This window comes from Streptomyces tailanensis (assembly GCF_008386495.1).
Taxonomy (GTDB): Bacteria; Actinomycetota; Actinomycetes; order Streptomycetales; family Streptomycetaceae; genus Streptomyces; species Streptomyces tailanensis.
Map to the genome: position 1 here is coordinate 1 of NZ_VTHJ01000106.1, position 19,005 is coordinate 19,005.

The 19,005-nt window shown below is 70.7% G+C and carries 9 protein-coding genes and 3 pseudogenes; 1 reads left to right on the forward strand and 11 read right to left on the reverse strand.

Translation table 11 applies throughout. From position 1 onward, the window contains the following. The 9 genes and pseudogenes from F3T56_RS43305 to F3T56_RS43345 all read right to left on the reverse strand — a co-directional run. Window positions 1-527 (reverse strand): annotated as a pseudogene (locus F3T56_RS43305) (family 43 glycosylhydrolase); the annotation flags it as partial. A 121-nt stretch (window positions 528-648) separates the two neighbouring features. After that, window positions 649-2,043: a right-handed parallel beta-helix repeat-containing protein gene (locus tag F3T56_RS43310; protein WP_246204659.1), complete on the reverse strand. Its 1,395-nt coding sequence runs from the start codon at window positions 2,041-2,043 to the stop codon at window positions 649-651. A 491-nt stretch (window positions 2,044-2,534) separates the two neighbouring features. Further along, window positions 2,535-3,341: a TolB-like translocation protein gene (locus F3T56_RS43315; protein ID WP_149830967.1), complete on the reverse strand. Its 807-nt coding sequence runs from the start codon at window positions 3,339-3,341 to the stop codon at window positions 2,535-2,537. Window positions 3,342-3,381: 40 nt separating this feature from the next. Beyond that, window positions 3,382-3,678 (reverse strand): annotated as a pseudogene (locus F3T56_RS43320) (transposase); the annotation flags it as partial. A 10-nt stretch (window positions 3,679-3,688) separates the two neighbouring features. After that, window positions 3,689-5,092, reverse strand: coding sequence for an IS30 family transposase (locus F3T56_RS48975; protein WP_425473743.1), 1,404 nt, complete (start codon window positions 5,090-5,092; stop codon window positions 3,689-3,691). Between the two features lie 21 nt (window positions 5,093-5,113). Continuing rightward, window positions 5,114-5,554: pseudogene (locus F3T56_RS50385) on the reverse strand (recombinase family protein); the annotation flags it as partial. A 132-nt stretch (window positions 5,555-5,686) separates the two neighbouring features. Beyond that, window positions 5,687-6,031, reverse strand: a complete 345-nt coding sequence (locus F3T56_RS43330; RefSeq protein ID WP_149830970.1) for a hypothetical protein — start codon at window positions 6,029-6,031, stop codon at window positions 5,687-5,689. A gap of 77 nt (window positions 6,032-6,108) precedes the next feature. Further along, window positions 6,109-6,750, reverse strand: a complete 642-nt coding sequence (locus tag F3T56_RS43335) for a reverse transcriptase domain-containing protein (protein ID WP_149830971.1) — start codon at window positions 6,748-6,750, stop codon at window positions 6,109-6,111. 664 nt (window positions 6,751-7,414) lie between these two features. Next, on the reverse strand, window positions 7,415-7,714 hold the full coding sequence (locus tag F3T56_RS43345) for a transposase (protein ID WP_149830972.1): 300 nt from the start codon (window positions 7,712-7,714) through the stop codon (window positions 7,415-7,417). A gap of 33 nt (window positions 7,715-7,747) precedes the next feature. On the opposite strand from F3T56_RS43345, the gene F3T56_RS43355 reads away from it, so the two are divergent. After that, the gene (locus F3T56_RS43355; RefSeq protein ID WP_172639444.1) at window positions 7,748-8,446 is read left to right on the forward strand and encodes a hypothetical protein; all 699 of its coding nucleotides are present in this window, start codon (window positions 7,748-7,750) and stop codon (window positions 8,444-8,446) included. A 384-nt stretch (window positions 8,447-8,830) separates the two neighbouring features. Here the strand turns inward: F3T56_RS43355 and F3T56_RS43360 are convergent, their stop codons facing one another. Together F3T56_RS43360 and F3T56_RS43365 are read right to left on the reverse strand one after the other, a co-directional pair. Then, window positions 8,831-14,812: a type I polyketide synthase gene (locus F3T56_RS43360; RefSeq protein WP_149830974.1), complete on the reverse strand. Its 5,982-nt coding sequence runs from the start codon at window positions 14,810-14,812 to the stop codon at window positions 8,831-8,833. 52 nt (window positions 14,813-14,864) lie between these two features. Then, on the reverse strand, window positions 14,865-19,005 hold a 4,141-nt coding region (locus tag F3T56_RS43365), incomplete at its 5' end, for a type I polyketide synthase (protein WP_149830975.1).

Below are 19,005 nucleotides of genomic sequence, written 5' to 3' on the forward strand. Positions count from 1 at the left end.
GAGCGCGTCGCGACCCGGTTCTCGAACTTCCAGTTCACCAGGTCCTTGGACGAGTACACGGGGATCGACACGAAGCTGACGTCGCCGTCGTACTTCCTCGTCGGATTGGCCCGGTAGAGTTCGGCGCCCCGGTAGTGGACGCCGTACCAGTAGTAGGTGTCGCCGAACTTGAAGACGCCGCCGCCCTGCGAATAGATCGGGTTGCCGTCGGTGTCGTTCCAGAAGGTGTTGTTCGTGATGGTCTGGAACGTGCCTTCGTCAGCGGCCTTCAGATCGCCGGCGGCGGTCATCAGGGCTGTCTTCGCGTCGGCGACTTCCGACTTGCCGGCAGATGTGTCGTCGGCTACCGCGGCCGCGGTCCGCAACGCCTTGGCGAAGGGTTTCCAGGAGCGGGCCGTGTACTTCGACGGAGTCCGGGTCTGGTACTCGGACACGATGTGCTTCAGGCCGCGCTCCTTCGCCGGTGCGGCAGCGGCACGCCGGTCCTGGACCTCCTTTTCCGGCGCCTGCGCCGTCAGTTTTTCCATTACCGGTGCCTCCGCCGCAGCGGTACTCGCCGACACCGGGGCCGCCAGCGCCATGGATAACACCGCGGCGGCGGCCCACTTCCAGTACTTCGAGACAGCACGCGATCTGTGCCTCAAGATGTCACCTTCCATCATTCTCAAAGGCGCCGAGATCCGGCGCACTTCCGCTGAAGGGCAGTCCCACATTGGTGCCCCTGTCGATCAGGGCACTGTTCGCCGCGAGCCGGAGGTGGGACAGCAGCGGCAGGCTCCCGTCGGTCTGGCGGGGCGCGTCCCAGCCGGACGTCGACACACTCTGGAACTCGGAGTCCGACAAGGGGACGCCGAGGTTCCAGGTGTTGTACGCGGCGTTCGTGCCGCTCATGTTCGACGTTGGCGTTCCGGTGTAGGCGATGTTGTTGCGCAGATTGCCCCGGCCGACGGCGGCGCCGCTCGAGTCGACGCCACGCATGTTGAAGTTGGGGTGGTTTCCGTAGCCGGTGTTGTTGAAGAAGTCGTTGGCCACCGGGTGGTGGTTGGCGTAGAAGCCGGCCGCCTTGTTGAGGAACGCCACCGAGAAGCGGACGGTGTGCTTCGGCACGTTCGCCTCGTAGTCGCCCCCGTAGCCGCCCGACTTGAAGCCGGCTCCGTTGCCGGACGGCGTCGTCGTCCCCGGCACGTACCCGTTGCGCCAGGCCCACGAGTGCTCGATGATCACGGGCGAGTAGGTGGAGATGAGGTCGAACCCGTCATCGGCGTTCCACCACGCGCGGCAACCCCGGAACACGTTCGCGGCCCGGCCGGCCGGCGTGTAATGCGAACCGAACCCGTCGGCGTTCTCACCGGGCCCGTCATTGCTGCGCAGATCGTAGTTGTCGTGCGAGTCCGAGTTGAGGACGAGGTTGCCTGCCCCGCCGTTGACGAACAGGCCGGTTCCCATGTGGTGGTGGGTATTGATCTGCTCGAAGACGCCGTTGCTGCCGGAGACCCAGATCCCCCAGGACTCGGCATTCCGGGTGTTGTTCTGCGGAACGCCGGTGACGTCCAGTCCTTTGAGATGTATCCAGCTGCCGGTGACGGAGAAGCCCTTGATACGGCAGTTGTCCGTCATCCGCGAGAAGTCGAAGACCGGTTTCTCGCCCGGATAGGCCCAGTACCGGATCGGGTTGCCGGAGCTGCCGCTCTTGTTCAGGGTGATCGCGTCGACTCTGGCGGTCTGGCTCGAACAGGCGCTGTTGGCGCGGGTATAGGCGTAGGTGCCGCCCCGGAAGTAGACCGTGTCACCCGCCGTGGCGACAGCCTGCGCACGGGCGATCGACCGCCACGGAGCGGCCTGCGTACCCGCTGCGCTGTCACTCCCGTTCGGAGCGACGTAGTAGGTGTTCCCGGCCGCCGCATCACTCGCGGACGTCGAGCTGGGAACCATCGTGACGGAGCCGGCCGTGACCGCCGAGACCAGGAGGGCACGGGTGACGAACTTCGTGGTTCCCACAGCGGGTTGCCTGACCGCCATCGAGATCCTGATGGAACGTTTCATAGATCCTCCCGTGCAGGGACAGGGCAGGTGATCACCGTCGGTCATGATTTCGTCGGCACGGCCCAGCCCGCCGGTGTGGTGAGGGGCGATCTTCGCCGCGGAGTGCGGCGCCGACCGGGAGAGAGATGGGAGTGCTCAGGCATTGGCGCCGTTGTCTAAGACGTGTTGAAACGTTTACTACTGCCGATGACGTGATCGTGTCAAGCGCTACGGTCGTCTTCGTTGTCGACCCAGGTGATGATCGCGCGGCGATCCGGTCCCAAGTTCCAGCGACCACGCAAACGCTTTAACCCACGCTCCTCGGTGGCGATCGGGGACGCGCTGAGCCCTTGCCCGCTTCCGTGGGACTGCGACCGCGAGGCCGCGGACTCCAACGCACTCAGCAGCCACCGCTATAAACGATTCAGTGGCGCAGCCCGGGGGCAACCCGCCCATACAGGAGCCGGCAAGGCCGTCCCGACGGCCGCCGTCGGCCGTCGGGACGAACCAACTCACGTGCGGAGGTCCATCAGGAGGATGCCGTCGCCCTCGCCCTCCGCGCCGCCCTCGATTTTGAGACCGAAGGCCATGCGCGTGCCGTCGGGCGATACGACCGGATTGTTGGCCCCGAAGCCCTTGTAGTGGTTGAACGTGGTCATCCGCTCGAACGTCCCGGAGCCGTCCAGCGAGAGGCGCCAGATGTCGACCATGCCGGGGAACAGGACGAAGGCGAGGTCTCGCTCGACCATCGTGTAGCGGCCGGCCGGGTCCGTGCCTTCGGCTTCCTCGTAGAACAGCGAGGTCGGCGCGTAATCCTTGACGCTGCCGGTGCTGAGGTTGACGCCCATGGCCTGTCCGCCCTTGTGGAAGTAGGCGGAGAAGATCAGTTCGTCGTCCGGGTCGGCGTCGCCATCGGGCAGGGACCGGAAGTCCTGAGCCTCGACGGCCGGCGTGGCCAGGGAGACATCGCGCTCGTCGAGGGCAACCCGCCGGTCGGCGATCTCTGGCATGCCGTTGCGGTAGACGATCCGGCCCGTCAGAATCTTCGACTTGCCGAACAGGGCGTCGACGATCACGTCCGGGCTGGTGAAGTCAATGGTCGACTGGTTCCACGCGATGCGGGTGGAACCAGGTTGCTTGGACACCGCGACGCCCTCCCAGCAACTCTCGCCGAGACGGACCGGGCCGCGTGTACCCAAGGGCCGCTGGAGCACCCATAGTTCGCCGCGGAAGCGGTCACCCTCGGGGTCCTCGGCGCTGCGCTCATCCACCGCGCACATGACGATGTCGCCGTTGGTCAGGTGGTGCGCCCGTAGCACTCGGGCCTTCCCCCGCGAAAGTGGACACGCGTTCGGGTGGTTATGCGGCCAGCGTGAGCTTATCGGACTCCTGCTGGTGCTGGTGTTCGTAGTCGACGGGGCTGAGGTGTCCGTTGGCGGAGTGCCTGCGGCGGGTGTTGTAGCGGGTGAGCCACCGGAAGACGGTGCGTCGGCAGAGTTCCGCTCCCGGGTAGTGGTGGGCGCCGCGCAGGGTCTCCCGTTTGAGGGTGGCGTGGAAACTCTCGCAGGCGGCGTTGTCGGCGGAGGTGCCGACCGCGCCCATGGACTGGGTGACGCCCAACTCGCCGCACAGATCGGCGAATTCGCGAGAGGTGTACTGCCCGGACTCAACCGGTCGACGCAACACCGGCTTCCTGGACCGATAGTAGATGTTCGTTGAGGGCTTCGGCAGGTGTCTTCCAACCGAGGGTCTTGCGGGGCCTGTTGTTGAGTGCGAGAGCGACGGCTTCGAGCTCACCGGCTTCCCATCGCGACAGGTCTGTGCCCTTTGGAAAGTACTGGCGCAGGAGTCCGTTGGTGTTCTCGTTGGTGCCCCGTTGCCAGGGGCTGTGCGGGTCGGCGAAGTAGACCGCGAGGCCGGTGTCGACACGGAGTTGGGCGTGCTGGGCCAGCTCCTTGCCGCGGTCCCAGGTCAGCGAGCGGCGCAGTTGCTCGGGCAGCGTGGTGATCGTGGTGGCGATCGCGTCTTTCACGGCCTCGGCGCCGCGGCCGGCCAGGGCCGGGCCGTTCTTGACCCGTGGCTCGACACCGTAGCCGTCCATCCGCGGCAGGTGCAGCAGCATGGTGAACCGCGTGGTGCGTTCCACGAGGGTGCCGATCGCGGACCGGCCGGTGCCGATGATGAGGTCGCCCTCCCAGTGGCCCGGCACCGCGCGGTCCTCTGCCTCGGCAGGCCGCTCGCTGATCATCACCTCGGGCGTCACGTGACCGTTGGCGCGTTGCCGGGAGCGTGCTCGCGGGACCCGTAGGGCACGCCCGGTACGCAGGCAGGCGACCAGCTCGCGCTTGAGCGCGCCGCGCCCTTGGATGTAGAGGGCCTGGTAGATCGCCTCGTGCGAGATACGCATGGACTCATCATCGGGGAAGTCGAACTTCAGCCGGTTCGAGATCTGCTCCGGGCTCCATGCCGTGGCCCACCTGCGGTCTTCGCGTCGCGGCTTGTTACGGCCCTTCCACGGTGCGGTCTCAGGTCCCGCCACTGGCGTCCCGCTGGGCCGGCGGACCTGGCCGGAGAGCCGCTCTTGGACGTACTCGCGGAGCCGTTCGTTGGCGGCAAGCTTCGCGGTCTTGGGGCGTCGCGTCATAAGCTCCGCCTTCCACTGCGCTACCGAAGCCCGGTACTCGAGCTTCCCGCCCCGAGTGGCCGCGTTGCGCCGCAACTCCCGCGAGATGGTCGCCGGGTCGCGGCCGAGCCGGCGGGCGATCTGCCGAACCCCAGCGCCCTGGGCTGTCAGGATCTGGGTCTTGCCGAAGGCGGCCTGGCCTTTATAGGCGGGGTTGCGGAGCATGCTCCAGACCACGCTGCGGTCCCAGTGGGTCTTGCCGGTGCGGGTGGGGGTGCCGCTGTCGGTGAGCCAGCGGGTCAGGTCCGCGATGGAGGCTCCGTCGTCGGTGTAGCGGCGAAACAGCTCGACCACCAGCGCCGCCTCGGACTCGACGATCTCGTAGGTGGCCCCGCATCCGGGGGTTTTGCGCAGGTAGCGGTAGCCGAACGGGGCGCCGCCCAGCACATTGACCGACCCCGTACGGGCCCGGTAGGTCTTCCCGCGCCGGTAGCGCTCCATCAGCTGGGCCTTCTCGTACTCGGCGAACATGCCCTGGAACTGGACCATCAGCTGGTCCTCGGGGCTGTCACCACGCGGGCCGCGTACGAACTCCACCCGGGTGCCGGCGTGGGCGAACTCCTCGATCAGCAGAGCCTGGTAGGCGAACTTGCGGGCGAGTCGGTCGGGTGCGTAACACAGCACCACATCCACGCCGACCTGGGCGACCAGGTCGCGCAGTCGCTCCAGTACGGGCCGCACCAGGGTCGCCCCGGAGTGGCCCTCGTCCTCGAACACCCACTCCTCGGGCAGCTCAAGACGCTTCTCGGCGGCGTGCGCGCGCAGGGCCGCGGTCTGCGAGCCGATCGTCTGGTCCTTCTTCTGCCGGGCCGAGGACACCCGGGCGTAGATCGCCACACTGGTTGTCATCGCTCACTCCTGCCTGCTGAAGGCGATCCGGTATCCGGGCTCGCCGCTGCGGAACCAACACCGCGTAGGCCGCGGCCAGGTCCGCCGCCGCATGGCGGTCGAAGACCGCCTCCACCTGAACCGGCCGGTCGCTCACCTGCCCGGCCGGCCCTCCGGGGCATCCCGCTGCAGGAACTCGGCCAGGGCCTGGGCCACCACCGCGGAGATCGCCCGGTCGCTCTCGTGGGCACGGGCGCGGATCCGTCCTGCCAGAGATTCCGGCAGCTTGACGGTGAACACCACGCTCGACTCGGGGACTTCGAGATGTCCAGCGGCCATGGCCTGCTCCAGATACCGGCGTGCCTGACGCACCGACACCCTGTACGTACTCGCCAACGTGCGGGCGGCTGCGGCCACGGGCACACCCGCTGCGGCCAGATCCGCGGCGGCGTTGACCCGCCGGGCGTACTCGACGCTATCGACACGGTCACGCACCATGTCACAAACCTACTACCCATTGTGACGCCCCTTACCCTCCGTGCGGAGAAGGAGTTCCAGTCGGCGGTAGCCGAGCGTCACCTCGAAGCAGAAGTTGCCCATTGCGTTGGGGGCGTGATCGCAGATCCCTGCGGGGTTCCCCGATCACGCTGCTGCAAGGTCCCGTCGGGCAGTTGCAACGGCGCCTCAAGCCACCGCCGCACATACAGCACTACCCAGGGAAGATCGGTGTGGGCCTGAACCGCTTTGATGACAAGGTCCCATGGCACGCTGTCAAAGAACTTCTGGATGTCCAAATCGATCACCCAGCCGTACTTCCAACAGCGTTTTCGGCATGCCGCGACCGCGTCCAACGCGGACCGCCCAGGACGGTAGCCGTAGGAGTCCTGATGGAAGATCGGTTCGACCTTTTCTTCAAGACGCCGGGCCACAACCGTTTGAGCGATTCGGTCCGCCACGGTAGGAACACCGAGCAAACGAACCCTGCCCCCATGCGACTTCGGGATCTCCACACCCTTCACCGGAGGGGGAAAGTAACTCCCCGAGGACAGGCGATTCCAGATCCGATAGAGATTGTTCTTCAGATCCTTCTCGAAGTCCTCGATGGAACGCCCGTCCACCCCTGGCGCAGCTTTGTTTGCCTTGACCTTCTCGTACGCCTCCTGAACCTCCCACTTCGAGATCTCAAACGGCTTGTCGGATGATTTCAACTGGTCCACCCAGCTCCTCCCGGAGAACTTCCGGTTGACCGAACGAACAATCAGTCACGAATGACCCGACCCCTTCGCTCCCCCTTCATTACAAAGGGTTCCTCACTACTACGAGCCGGTCCGCCAGCACGCCCCGCGTCGGTACTCAAGCCCTCACGGTTCTTCCGCTTGGGCCACTCCCTCTCGCCACCCTTATTACTCAAGCGGCATTATCTGGGCATGCCTTCTCACGTTCCATGCGAAAGCCGCAGATCAGGCTCACGTCGCCTCCGTGCCGGACACCGCCTGGCCAGTAGACGGGACTCCCGCCAGACTTATCCCGGAGCAACCACAAATCTCCGGTTCTGATGTCATCTATCTTCTAACGACACTTCAGCAGCGATTCACTTGGGTTCGTCTTCCTGATCCCTACCTGACGGCTCTACCGCCGCCTTTTCCACATCGCTCACCACGACGATCGTCAACCAACGCAGCATGTGGCGGTTTGGCACCATCCCCCGCAGGACGGCACCGAAGGGCCAACCATCCTTCATCTCTCGCACAGCACCGCATCAAGAAGCTCCTCCTACCTGAACTCCCCTCTACGTTCGTGACACGCGGTTTGAAGCCTCCCCCCGCAGGGCGACTCCGAAGGGCCGAAAGTCCTTCATCTCTCGTGCAGCACCGCGTTCAGTTACTCAACTACCGCAAGCAGCCTCCGCGTTCGTGGCACACCTTTTTTCAGGAAGGTAACTTCCATCTCCAGCTCGCGGTTGCGTCGTTCGAGTTCCTTCAGGCGTGCCCGCTCGTTCACCGTCAGTTCCGCATCGGGGGCCGGTTCCTGCTGCTTCTGGTACTTCTTCACCCAGCCGCGTAGCGTCTCCGAGTTCAGCTCAAGCTCCCGGGCGACTTCGGAGACCGTCTTGCTGGACCTCAACGCGATCTGGACGGCTTCCTCGCGGAACTCCGGCGAGTACTTACTGGGTGGCGCCACTTCTTCCTCGTTTCCTCGCTCAGGACAACCCTATTGGGTACCTGTCCGGAAACTTCGTGGCCCCTCACCTACCAGGCATTCGGCGACGACCGCGTGGTCCGCGCCGTCATGGACCTGTACCGTCACGAGTTGGACCACATCCCACCGGACGCAGCGCTACCCGGCGAGTCCCGGCTGCGCGCCTGGCTGGAGCAGACGTCCTGGGGAACTGGCCGACATCCTCACCTGGTGACCGCCACGGGCGCAAGAGACGACCGTGAGGCCAAGCGCCGGCAGGCGGCCATGGCGCGCAGCATCGTCAGCACCATTCCGATGCGCAGCGCACACAGCATCACCGACCGGACCGTCACCCTGCTCCGGGAAGCCGCCGACACGCACGGCCAAGGTGACGAGCTCCTGGAAGCAGTCATCGCCGTCACCGCTGAACCCCAGCACCCCTTGAACGCCGACCGTCTGCACGGAATCCTCGCCCGTCAGACCCGAACCGACCGGGACGCCTCGTGGGGTCGGCAGACGTACTACATGCACACCGAACCCACCGCCCTGCACCGGCTGCTGCGCTGGGCGGGGCAGTTGCCGCTGCCCGCAGATCTTCGACTCGGCGAAAGCAGCATGCCCCGCCGCATGCTGCGGCCACGGCCCCGATCCGGTGCCCCAGCCGAGGAGAACACACCGCGCCCAGCAGATGCGGAGGCGATCCGCCTATCGGCGTCGAGGAACTCGTCGTCGTAGAGGGTGAACACATCGCGCTTCACCACGTGGCCGCCGTTGTCGGTGTCGGCGTATCGGCCCCTGAACTCGAGTTGGCAGTTCTCCTTGAGCCCCGGTGAAGTGGCAGTTCCGTGGCTGCCGTCCGCCGCCAGGTAGTAGCTGACGAAGTGCCCCTCCGCCAGGGTTCACCCGAACATCCACCGCCCGAAGGTGCCCGGCAGCACCAGGTCCAGCACCAGGCAGTGCCCCTGGAGCATGAGGGTGCCGGTCGAGAGCATCTCGAAGGAGTCGACGCCCTCCTCCCGGGCCTCGCCGATGCACAGGTGCGGGCCGAGGAGGAAGTCGAGCTGCCGGAGCTGCTCCGGTGGCGCAGGCCGGTCGGGGTGTCCACGAAGTCCTCCCGGATCACGGCTGTCGGACGACGGCGCCCAGGTGCTGGGTGACGGCGTCGGCCACGGCCGAGAGCTGCTGCGTGAGGTAGAAGTGCCCGCCGGGGAAGACCCTCAGATCGAAGTCCGCTGAGGTGTGCCCGCGCCACGCTCGGGCGTCGTCGACCGTGGTCATGGGGTCGGCGTCCCCGGTGAGGGCCACGACGGGGCAGGTGAGGACCGCGGCGTCCGCCGGGCAGCGGTAGCTCTCGATCAACCGGTAGTCCGCGCGGACGACGGGGAGTAGCATGCGCCGCACCTCCGCGTCCTGCATCAGTTCCGGGCTCGTGCCGCCCAGCTTCTCGACGACTGCCAGCAGGTCGTCGTCGCTCAGCCCGTGCACCCCCTCGGAGGGTACGAGCGAGGGCGCGGAGCGGGCCGACGCGAACAGGATCCGAGGCGGGAGCCCCTGCGCGGTGAGCCGGAGGGCCGTCTCGTACGCCACCACGGCGCCCATGCTGTGCCCGAAGAACGCCCAGGGGCGCGCCGTGTCCCGTGCGAGGACGCCGGCGATGCGGTCGGCGAGGACGCCGATGTCCGTCGCCGCCGCCTCCGACCTCCGGTCCTGGCGTCCCGGGTACTGGACCGCCACCACCTCCACGTCCGGGGCGAGTTGGGCCGCGAGCTGGAAGAAGGTGCTCGCCGACCCGCCCGCGTGCGGGAAGCAGAGCAGCCTCGGCGCGTCCGCGGCGAGATCGCTGCTGCGGCGGAACCGCCGGAGCCAGGCGTCCTCGCCCTCGGCTAGGCGTGCCTCGGCCTCGAAGTCGGTGCCGTTCCCCTCGGATCCGCCCTCCCCGGCGCCGAACAGCTCGCCGAGCAGGTGGGAGGTGAGCGCGTCCAGGGTGTCGTGATCGAAGACCAGGGTGGAGCCGAGCCGCAGGCCCGTGAGGGAGGTGAGGCGGTTGCGGAACTCCACCGCCGTCAGCGAGTCGAAGCCGAGCTCCGTGAACGGCCGGTTCTCGCTGACCGATTCGGGCGCGGCCATGCCGAGCACCGTCGCCGTCTCCGTGCGCAGCCGCTCCAGAAGGGCCTGGTGCCGCTCCTGGGCGGGCAGCGCGGACAGGCTGTCGGCCAGCGACCCGGCGTCCTCGGGCGGGGCGTCGCCCGACCGCGGACGATCCGCTGCGGGGCACAGCCTGCGCAGGATCGGGGGCACGGGGCCCGAAGCGCGCACGGCGGATAGGTCCAGGCCCGTCGCGACGACTGCCGCGCCGTTGAGGGCGATGGCCTCGTCGAACAGCCGCAGCCCCTCGTCCGGGTGGAGGGGGAGGTGCCCGGCCCTGGCCGCCCTGTTCAGCTCGGAGGAGCCCAGGTCGGCGCCCATGCCGCCGACGCCCTCCCAGCGTCCCCAGGCGATGGAGGTCGCCGGCATGCCTTGTGCCGCTCGGTGCTCGGCCAGCGCGTCGAGGAACGCGTTGGCCATCGCATAGCTGCCCTGTCCGGGCGAGTGGAAGGTTCCGGCGATGGAGGAGAACAGGACGAACGCCGACAGCCTGTGGTTCTTGGTGAGTTCGTGCAGGTGCCAGGCGGAGTCCACTTTCCCCTGGAGGACGGTCCGCACGCGCTGAGGCGTCAGGCCGGTGACGACGCCGTCGTCGAGGACGCCAGCGGTGTGCACCACCGCCGTCAGGGGGCGCTCCGCCGGGATGCCCGCCAGCAGTTCTGCGACGGCCTCGCGGTCGGAGACGTCGCAGGCGGCGATCTCCACCTCGGCCCCCAGCGCCTCCAATTCCGCGCCCAGGCATTCTGCGCCCGGGGCCGACGCGCCGCGCCGGCTGGCCAGCAGGACCCGCGCCACGCGGTGCCGGGTCACCAGGTGCTTGGCGAACAGCCCGCCCAGCGCGCCGGTTCCGCCGGTGACGAGCACCGTCCCCTCGGGGTCGCACTCGATGGCGGAGGTGCACAGATCGGCCCGGGCCAGCCGGGGCACCAGGCCCCTGCCGCCGCGCAGTACCAGCTGCGGCTCCCCCGAGGCCAGGGCCATCGGCAACAGATCGGCCGACGCCTCGAGCGCGTCCAGGTCGACGAGCGCGAGCCTGCCGGGGTGCTCGGCCTGGGCCGAGCGGACCAGGCCCCACAGCGCCGCCGACGCCACGTCCGTCAGCTCGTTGCGGCCGGTCTCCACGGCGTCGCGGGTCAGTACGACGAGCCGCACCGAGGAGAGCGCCTCCTCGGCGAGCCACTCCTGGAGCAGGAGGAGCAGCCGGGCGGCGTGGGCGTGGGTCGACTCCAGCACCCCGGCGTCGGAGACGCACGGCACGATCACCGCGTCGATGCGCTCGCCGGCCCGGACCCGGGCGGTCACGTCGGCCACATCGGCGTACCCTTCCTCGCCCAACACTCCCCACTCCAGGGGCGTGTTGGGCCACAGCAGGGCCAGGGGCTTCCAGCCGACGGAGAACAGCCCGCCGGTGGCGGCGGTGGGCTGCCGCTCCGGTTCTTGGAGACTCATCGACTCCACCGAGGCCACCGGCCGCCCGTACTGGTCGGCGATCCGGAGGCCGTACCTTCCGTCGCCCAGGGGCGTGAGGCGTACGCGCAGCGCGGTGGCGCCCGCCGCGTGCAGCCGTACGCCCTTCCAGCCGAGGGCCGAGGCCGGGCCGCTCCCGAGCGGCCGCAGCACCGCGTGCAGGGCGGCGTCCAACAGCTGCGGGCGGAGGCCGAAGACCGGGCCCGTGCTGTCCGCGGTGTCCTCCTCAGGGAGGGCGACCTCGGCCAGCACCGCGTCGCCGTCGCGCCAGACCCCGGTGCCGAGGGGTTCAGCGGTCTCGGGCAGCCACGTGCCGAAGTCGAACTCCGGCTCGGGGGCGCGCAGTCCGGCCCGTCCGGTGGCGATCAGCGTCCACGGCGCGTCCGCGCGGTCCGGGCCCACGTGGATGCGGACGCTCTGCCCGTGGGCACGCTCCGCGCGGTCGGCGACCACCTGGATCCGGCAGGCCCCGGACGCGGGGAGCCGGGGGACGTCGTGGATGGCCAGGGTGTCCAGGAAGTCGCAGTCGACGGCGTCGCCTGCCGCGATGGCCAGCTCGACGAAGAGCGCCGGAGGCAGGAGGGGATCACCCGCGTCGATCCGCTCCGCGAGCCAAGGGTGGGTGTGCCGGGCGAGACGCCCGGTGAACAGCACCTGGTCGGTGCCCGCGACGTCGGTCACGGTGTCGAGGACGGGATGCCCGGCCCCCGCCGTGCCGGGCGCGGCCTTGGGGCGCGGCGCCAGCCAGTACCGCTTGCGCTGGAAGGCGTACGTGGGCAGGTCGACGAGGCGGGCACCGGCGTCCTCCAGGTACCGCTTCCAGCCGACGGGAACGCCCTGGCAGTGGAGCTGGGTCAGCGCGGCAACCAGCGTTCCCGGCTCGGGCCGCTCGCGCCGCGAGAGCGGGACCGCGGCCGGCGCCTCAAGCGTCTCGGCGACCAGCGCGGTCAGCATCGCGTCGGGGCCGAGCTCGACGAAGACGCCGGCGCCGCGCTCGGCGAGGGTGCCGACGGCGTCGGCGAAGCGCACCCTGTCCCGGACATGGCGTACCCAGTACTCGGGGCTGTCCACAGTCCCCGGCTCCGCCACGGCACCCGTCACTCCGGAGACCAGCGGGATGCGGGGCGGGCTGTAGCTGAGCCCTTCGGCGACCGTGCGAAAGTCGTCGAGCACCGCGTCCACCAGAGGAGAGTGGAACGCGCGGGTGACGCGCAGCCGCCGCGTCGTGTGCCCTTGCTCCCGGAGGATTCCGGCAACCACCGTCACCGCTTCCTCCGTACCGGAGATCACTACGGAGCCAGGGCTGTTGACCGCGGCGACGCCCAACTCGTCCTCCCGCCCCTCAAGGAGCGGTGCGACCGCGGATTCGGGGGCCAGCACCGAGACCATCGCGCCGTCGGGCAGCGACTGCATAAGCCGGCCCCGGGCGACCACCAGCGCCACCGCGTCGGGCAGGCTGAGCACCCCGGCGACGTGGGCCGCCGCGAGCTCCCCGATGGAGTGCCCGGCCAGCAGCGCCGGGCGGACCCCCCAGTGCTCCAGCAGCCGGAACAGGGCCACTTCGAAGGCGAACAGCGCGGGCTGCGTGAACTCCGTCCGGTCCACCAGCTCCCGGCTGTCGGAGAACATGACCTCCTTCAGCGGCCGCCCCAGCGGCCCGTCCAGGTGGCGGCAGATCTCGTCGAACGCCGCGGCGAAGGGGGGGTACTCCTCGTACAGCTCCCGGCCCATCCCGGCGCGCTGCGCGCCCTGGCCGGTGAAGAGGAAAGCGGTTCTGCTGGACGTCCCCGTCACGTTCCGGACGACGGAGGGCAGTTCCCCGCCCTCCGCCAGCGCCCGGAGGCCGCGCCGCAGCTCCTCCCCGTCCGCGCCCAGGACGACGGCGCGGTGGCCGAGCCCCGCGCGGGTGGCGGCGAGGGAGAGGGCGACGTCCGCCGGGTCGGCGTCCTCACGTTCCGTCCACTCCAGCAGCCGGCCGGCCTGAGCGCGGAGCGCCTCGGGGCTCTTCGCCGACACCGGCCAGGGCAGCAGCACAGGCCGGCGCTCCGGCCCGCCCGCCGCGGCCTCCTCCTCCGGGGCCTGCTCCGGCTCCGGCTCCGGCTCCTCCTCGAGGATCACGTGGGCGTTGGTGCCGCTGATGCCGAACGACGACACCGCGCCGCGCCGCGGCCGGTCCCCGCGCGTCCAGGGCCGCGCCTCGGTGAGCAGTTCGACCTCGCCCGCCGACCAGTCCACCAGCGGCGTCGGCTCGTCCACGTGCAGCGTGCGCGGCATCAGGCCGTTCCGGAGCGCCATCACCGTCTTGATGACGCCGCCGACCCCGGCGGCCGCAGCGGTGTGGCCGATGTTCGACTTCAGAGAGCCGAGGCGGAGCGGCTCCCCGGCGCGGTCCTGGCCGTAGGTGGCGAGCAGCGCCTGGGCCTCGATCGGGTCGCCGAGGCGGGTACCCGTGCCGTGGGCCTCCACGAGGTCGACGTCGGAGGGACGGAGCCCGGCGCGGGTCAGGGTGTCCCTGATCACCCGCTGCTGGGACGGGCCGTTGGGCGCCGCCAGCCCGTTGGAGGCGCCGTCCTGGTTGGTCGCCGAGCCGCGAATGACGGCCAGGATCCGCCTGCCGTGGCGCCGCGCGTCGGAGAGCCGTTCCAGCAGCAGCAGTCCCGCGCCCTCGGACCAGCCGGTGCCGTCCGCCGCCCCGGCGAAGGAGCGGCACCGCCCGTCGGGCGAGAGCCCGCGCTGGGCGGAGAACTCCACGAACCCGCCGGGCGTCGCGGAGACCGTCACTCCCCCCGCCAGGGCGAGGCTCGTCTCGCCCTGGCGCAGCGACTGGCAGGCCAGGTGGACCGCGACCAGCGACGAGGAGCACGCGGTGTCCACCGTCACGGCCGGGCCCTCCAGCCCGAAGACGTAGGCGAGCCGGCCCGACAGCACGCTGCCGAGCCCGCCGGTCATGCGGTAGCCCTCGGTCTCGGCGGCCGTCTCGTCCAGGCCCACGTAGCTCTGGCCCGCGAAGCCCGCGAACACGCCGGTCGGGGTTCCCCGGAGGGTCTCCGGGTCGATGCCGGCGCGTTCGAACGTCTCCCAGGCGGTCTCCAGCAGGATCCGCTGCTGGGGGTCCATGGCCAGCGCCTCCCGGGGGGAGATGCCGAAGAACTCCGCGTCGAACCCGGCGGCGTCGTCGAGGAATCCGCCGTGCCGGGTGTAGCTCTTGCCCCGCTGCCCCGGCTCGGGGTCGTAGAGGGCCTCCAGGTACCAGCCCCGATCCGTGGGGAACTCGCTGATGGCGTCGGTCTCTTCGGTCACCAGGCGCCACAGGTCCTCGGGCGAGGACACGCCGCCGGGGTAGCGGCAGGCCATGCCCGTGACGGCGATGGGCTCGCCGGCGCGCTCCTCCACCTCGGCCAGCCGCTGCCGCGTCCGCTGGAGGTCGGCGCTGACCCGCTTGAGGTAGTCGAGGTACTTCTCTTCGTTGTACGAGGGTGAGTTGGTCATCGGGGCTGTGCTCCTTGGGAGGCCGGTCGAGAACGGGGGCGGCGGTCGCCCGTCATGTGCTCGTGCCGAGCTGGTCGTCGATCAGGGCGAAGAGCTCGTCAGCGGACGCGGACTCGATGTCGCTGACCGTCGCGGTGTCCCGGCCGTCGGTCTCCGTCCAGCTGCTCAGGACGACCCGCAGCCGGTCCCGGACCGCCGCCCGCACGTCCGTGTCGACGGTGGCCTCGGCCAAACGCCGCTCCAGGGCGTCGAGTTCGGCAAGGAGCGGATGCAGGGACGCCTCCGCGGCGGGCGCGGCCTCCTCCAGCAGCCGACCCGCGGCCGCCTCCGGCGTCGGGTGGTCGAAGACGAGCGTCGGCGGCAGGCGGAGTCCGCTCGCGGTGGAGAGCCGGTTGCGCAGTTCGACGGCCGTCAGGGAGTCGAAGCCGAGCTCCTGGAAGGTGCGCGTGCTGGGCACGTCGCCCGGCCCCGCGTACCCCAGCACTCCGGCCGCCTCGGTGCGGACGAGGTCCAGCACCAGGTCGTACCGCTGGGTGGGGTCGAGGGCGGCGAGCCGCCTGTGCAGCGGCTCGGCGGCATTCTTGCCGCGGCGCCGCTCCCGGACGGGCACGAGGCCGCGCAGCACCGCGGGCAGCCGCCGCGAGGAGCGCAGTGCCGTCAGGTCCAGCGGGACGACGACCGGCACCGCGAGGTCCGTGCCCAGCGCGTCGTCGAACAGCGCGGGGCCTTCCTCCTCCCCGACGGGCAGGAAGCCGTCGGCCGCGTACCGTTCCCGCTCCGACTGCGCGAGCCCGCTGTTGAGCCCGTCGGCGACGTCCCACAGCCCCCACGCCAGGGACGCCGCGGGCAGCCCCAGAGCCTGACGGTGTCCGGCCAGCGCGTCCAGGAAGGCGTTGCCGGCGGCGTAGGCGGCGCGGCCCGGGGTGCCGAACGTGGCGGCCACGGAGGAGAAGAGGACGAAGGCGTCCAACGGCAGCTCCCTCGTGGCCTCGTGGAGGTTCCAGGTGCCGGTCACATGGCTGTGTGCGACGGCGTCGAGCTGGGCGGTGGTGAGCCCGGTGACGGTGCTGTCGTCCAGCCGTCCCGCCGCGTGCACCACGGCGGTCAGCGGATGCTCCACCGGTATCCCGGCCAGCAGTTCGGCCAGGGCCCGGCCGTCGGCGACGTCGCACGCGGCGAGCGTCACGTGCGCTCCCAGCGCGGACAGCTCCGCCGAGATCGCATCGGCCCCGGGCGCCTGCCCCCCGCGCCGGCTCACCAGGAGCAGCCGCGAGACGCCGTGGTGGGACACCAGGTGCGCGGCGATCCGGCGGCCGAGCGCCCCGGTTCCTCCGGTGACGAGCACGGTTCCCTCCGTGGTCCAGCGTGGCGCGCTCCCCGCGCCGGCGGCCGCCAGGCGGGGCACCAGCGTCCGGCCGCCGCGCACGGCCACCTGCGGTTCGCCGGAGGCCAGCACCTGTGCGAGGAGCTCGGCGGACGGCTCGTCCTCATCGGTGTCGAGGAGCAGGATCCGGCCGGGGTTCTCGGACTGCGCGGTGCGCAGCAGGCCCCACACGGGTGCGGCAGCGGCGTCGTCGGCGTCCGGCCCGACCGCGCGGTGCGTCACCACGACGAGCGGTGTGCTCCCGAGCCGCTCCTCCAGCAGCCATCGCTGAACGGACGTGAGAACGCGGGCCGTTCCGGCGAGCGCCGCCTCCGGGACGGGCAGCTCCGCCGCGCCGCGGTGGTGGAGCAGAACGGCGTCCACCGGCTCCCCGGAGGCGACGGCGGCCGCGGCCGCCTCCACCTCGCGGAAGACCGGCGCCGTGCCGGATGCGGCGTCCTCCGCCGCACCGGCCAGCACGCCCCACCTCGGCCGCGTCGCCGCGGGCGGCAACGCCTCGTCCGTCCACCGCAGGCCGAACACCCGCTGGGCGGGGGCGGCCCCGGACACCTCGGCGTGGCCGAGGCCGTCCAGCGCGACCGCGTCGACGGTGGCGACAGGGCTGTCCGACTCGTCGGTCAGCGCCAGCCGCACCTCTCCCGGTCCCGCGGGGGTGATGCGTACGCGCAGGGCCTCCGCGCCCTGGGAGTGGAGCCGGACTCCCGTCCACCGCCGGGGCACACGGGGTCCCGCCTCCTCGCCCACGGCGACGGCGGGGTGCACGGCGGCCTCCAGCAGCGCCGGGTGCAGGCCGTAGCCCGCGGTCTCCTCCGCGGACTCCTCCGGGAGACTGACCTCGGCGAACAGCTCCTCGCCGCGCCGCCAGGCCGCCGTGACGCCCTGGAAGAGCACCCCCAAGTCGTAGCCGCGGCCGCCGAGTTCGTCGTAGACGTCGGCGAGGGGCTCGGCGCCCGCCGGGGGCCACTGGCCGCCATGCGCCGGCGGCTCCTCGGCCCGCGGGCCGAGGAGCGCCGTGGCGAGCCGCTGCCATGCCACCCCGGACCCGGCGTCCCTGCCGTGGACGGTGACCGGCCGACGGCCGGTCTCCTTCGGTTCGCCGACGACGACCTGGAGGTCCAGCGCGCCGTCCTCGGTGAGGACCGGGGCGCCTGTGACGGTGAGGTGGTCGATCGAGGGGCAGTCCACGCGCGCGCCGGCGTGCAGCAGGATCTCGGCCACGACGGCGAACGGCAGCACGGCCGCTCCGTGCACGGCGTGGCCGCCCAGCCAGGGGTGGGTGCCGAGCGACAGCCGGGCGGTGAGGACGAGTTCGTCCCGCCCCGCCATCTCCATCACGGCGCCGAGCAGCGGGTGCCCGGCCGCCTCCATGCCCGCGCCGCCTGCGTAGGCCGCCGCGGCGCCCGGCCGCAGCCAGAACCGCTTCCGCTGGAAGGCGTACGTCGGCAGCTCGGTCCTGCGGGCTCCGGTGCTCTCGAAGAACCGCTGCCAGTCGACGGGCACGCGGGCGGCGTGGAGTGCGCACAGCGACGCCAGGAAGCGCGCGAACCCGTCCTCGTTGCGGTGGAGGGTGCTCGTGACTACGCCCGCGACCCCGGCCTGCTCCAGGCTCTCGCCGATCGGCACGGCGAGCACCGGATGGGGGCTGACCTCCACGAACGCGCCGTGGCCCTGCCCGATGAGGGCGTCGATGACGGGGGCGAAGCGGACGGTCTGCCGGAGGTTGGTGTACCAGTAGCCGGCGTCGAGTTCCTCGCCGGAGAGCTGCGCCCCGGTGACCGTGGAATACATGGGGATGCTCGCGGCACACGGCCGTATGCCCGCCAGGAGCTCCCTCAACCTGCCTTCCAGCGGCTCCACATGAGCCGAGTGGGAGGCGTAGTCCACGGGAATGCGGCGAGCGCGCACCTCGCGGCGCTCGCACTGCGCCATCAACTCCTCCAACGCACCGGTGTCCCCCGCGACGACCGTCGCCGTGGGACCATTCACCGACGCCACCGACACCGCGCCCGCCCAGGCGCCGATCAGCTCGGCGGCCTCCGCCTCGGGCACGGCGAGAGAGACCATGCCGCCGCTGCCCGCAAGGCAGACAATGGCCTGACTGCGCAGTGCGACCACACGCGCGGCATCCTCCAGCGTGAGCGCCCCGGCCACACAGGCCGCGGCGATCTCACCCTGGGAGTGACCCACCACCGCCGCCGGACGCACGCCACTGGCCCGCCACACCTCGGCCAGGGAGACCATGACCGCGAACAGCACCGGCTGCACCACATCCACCCGCTCCAGCGAGGGAGCCCCCGGCTCATCGCGCAGCACCGCGCGCAGCGACCAGTCCACGACCGGCGCGAGTGCCTCCTCGCACTCCGCGATCCGCCGCGCGAACACCGGGTGCCACTCCAGCAGATCCGCCGCCATGCCCACCCACTGGGCACCCTGCCCAGGGAACACCCACACCGCGTCGGCACCGGTCCCGGCGGGGGCGGCGGCGACGGTGGCACGGGTGGCGTCGGCGGTGAGCGCCGTCACCTCCCGTGCCAGTGTGTCCCGGTCGTGGGCGAGGAACATCGCGCGGTGTTCCAGGGGCGCCCGCGACGTCGCGAGGGAGTAGGCGATGTCGAGGATGCGGGGCACGGGGTCGGCGGCCAGGTGCGCCAGCAGGCGGCGCGCCTGTGCGGCGAGGGCTTCGGGCGTCTTGCCGGACAGGACGAACGGCAGCAGCGGAAGCTCGGTACCGGCCGTCTCCGCGTCCGGCTCCTCCTCGATGGGGGCCTGTTCGAGGATGAGGTGCGCGTTGGTGCCGCTGATACCGAAG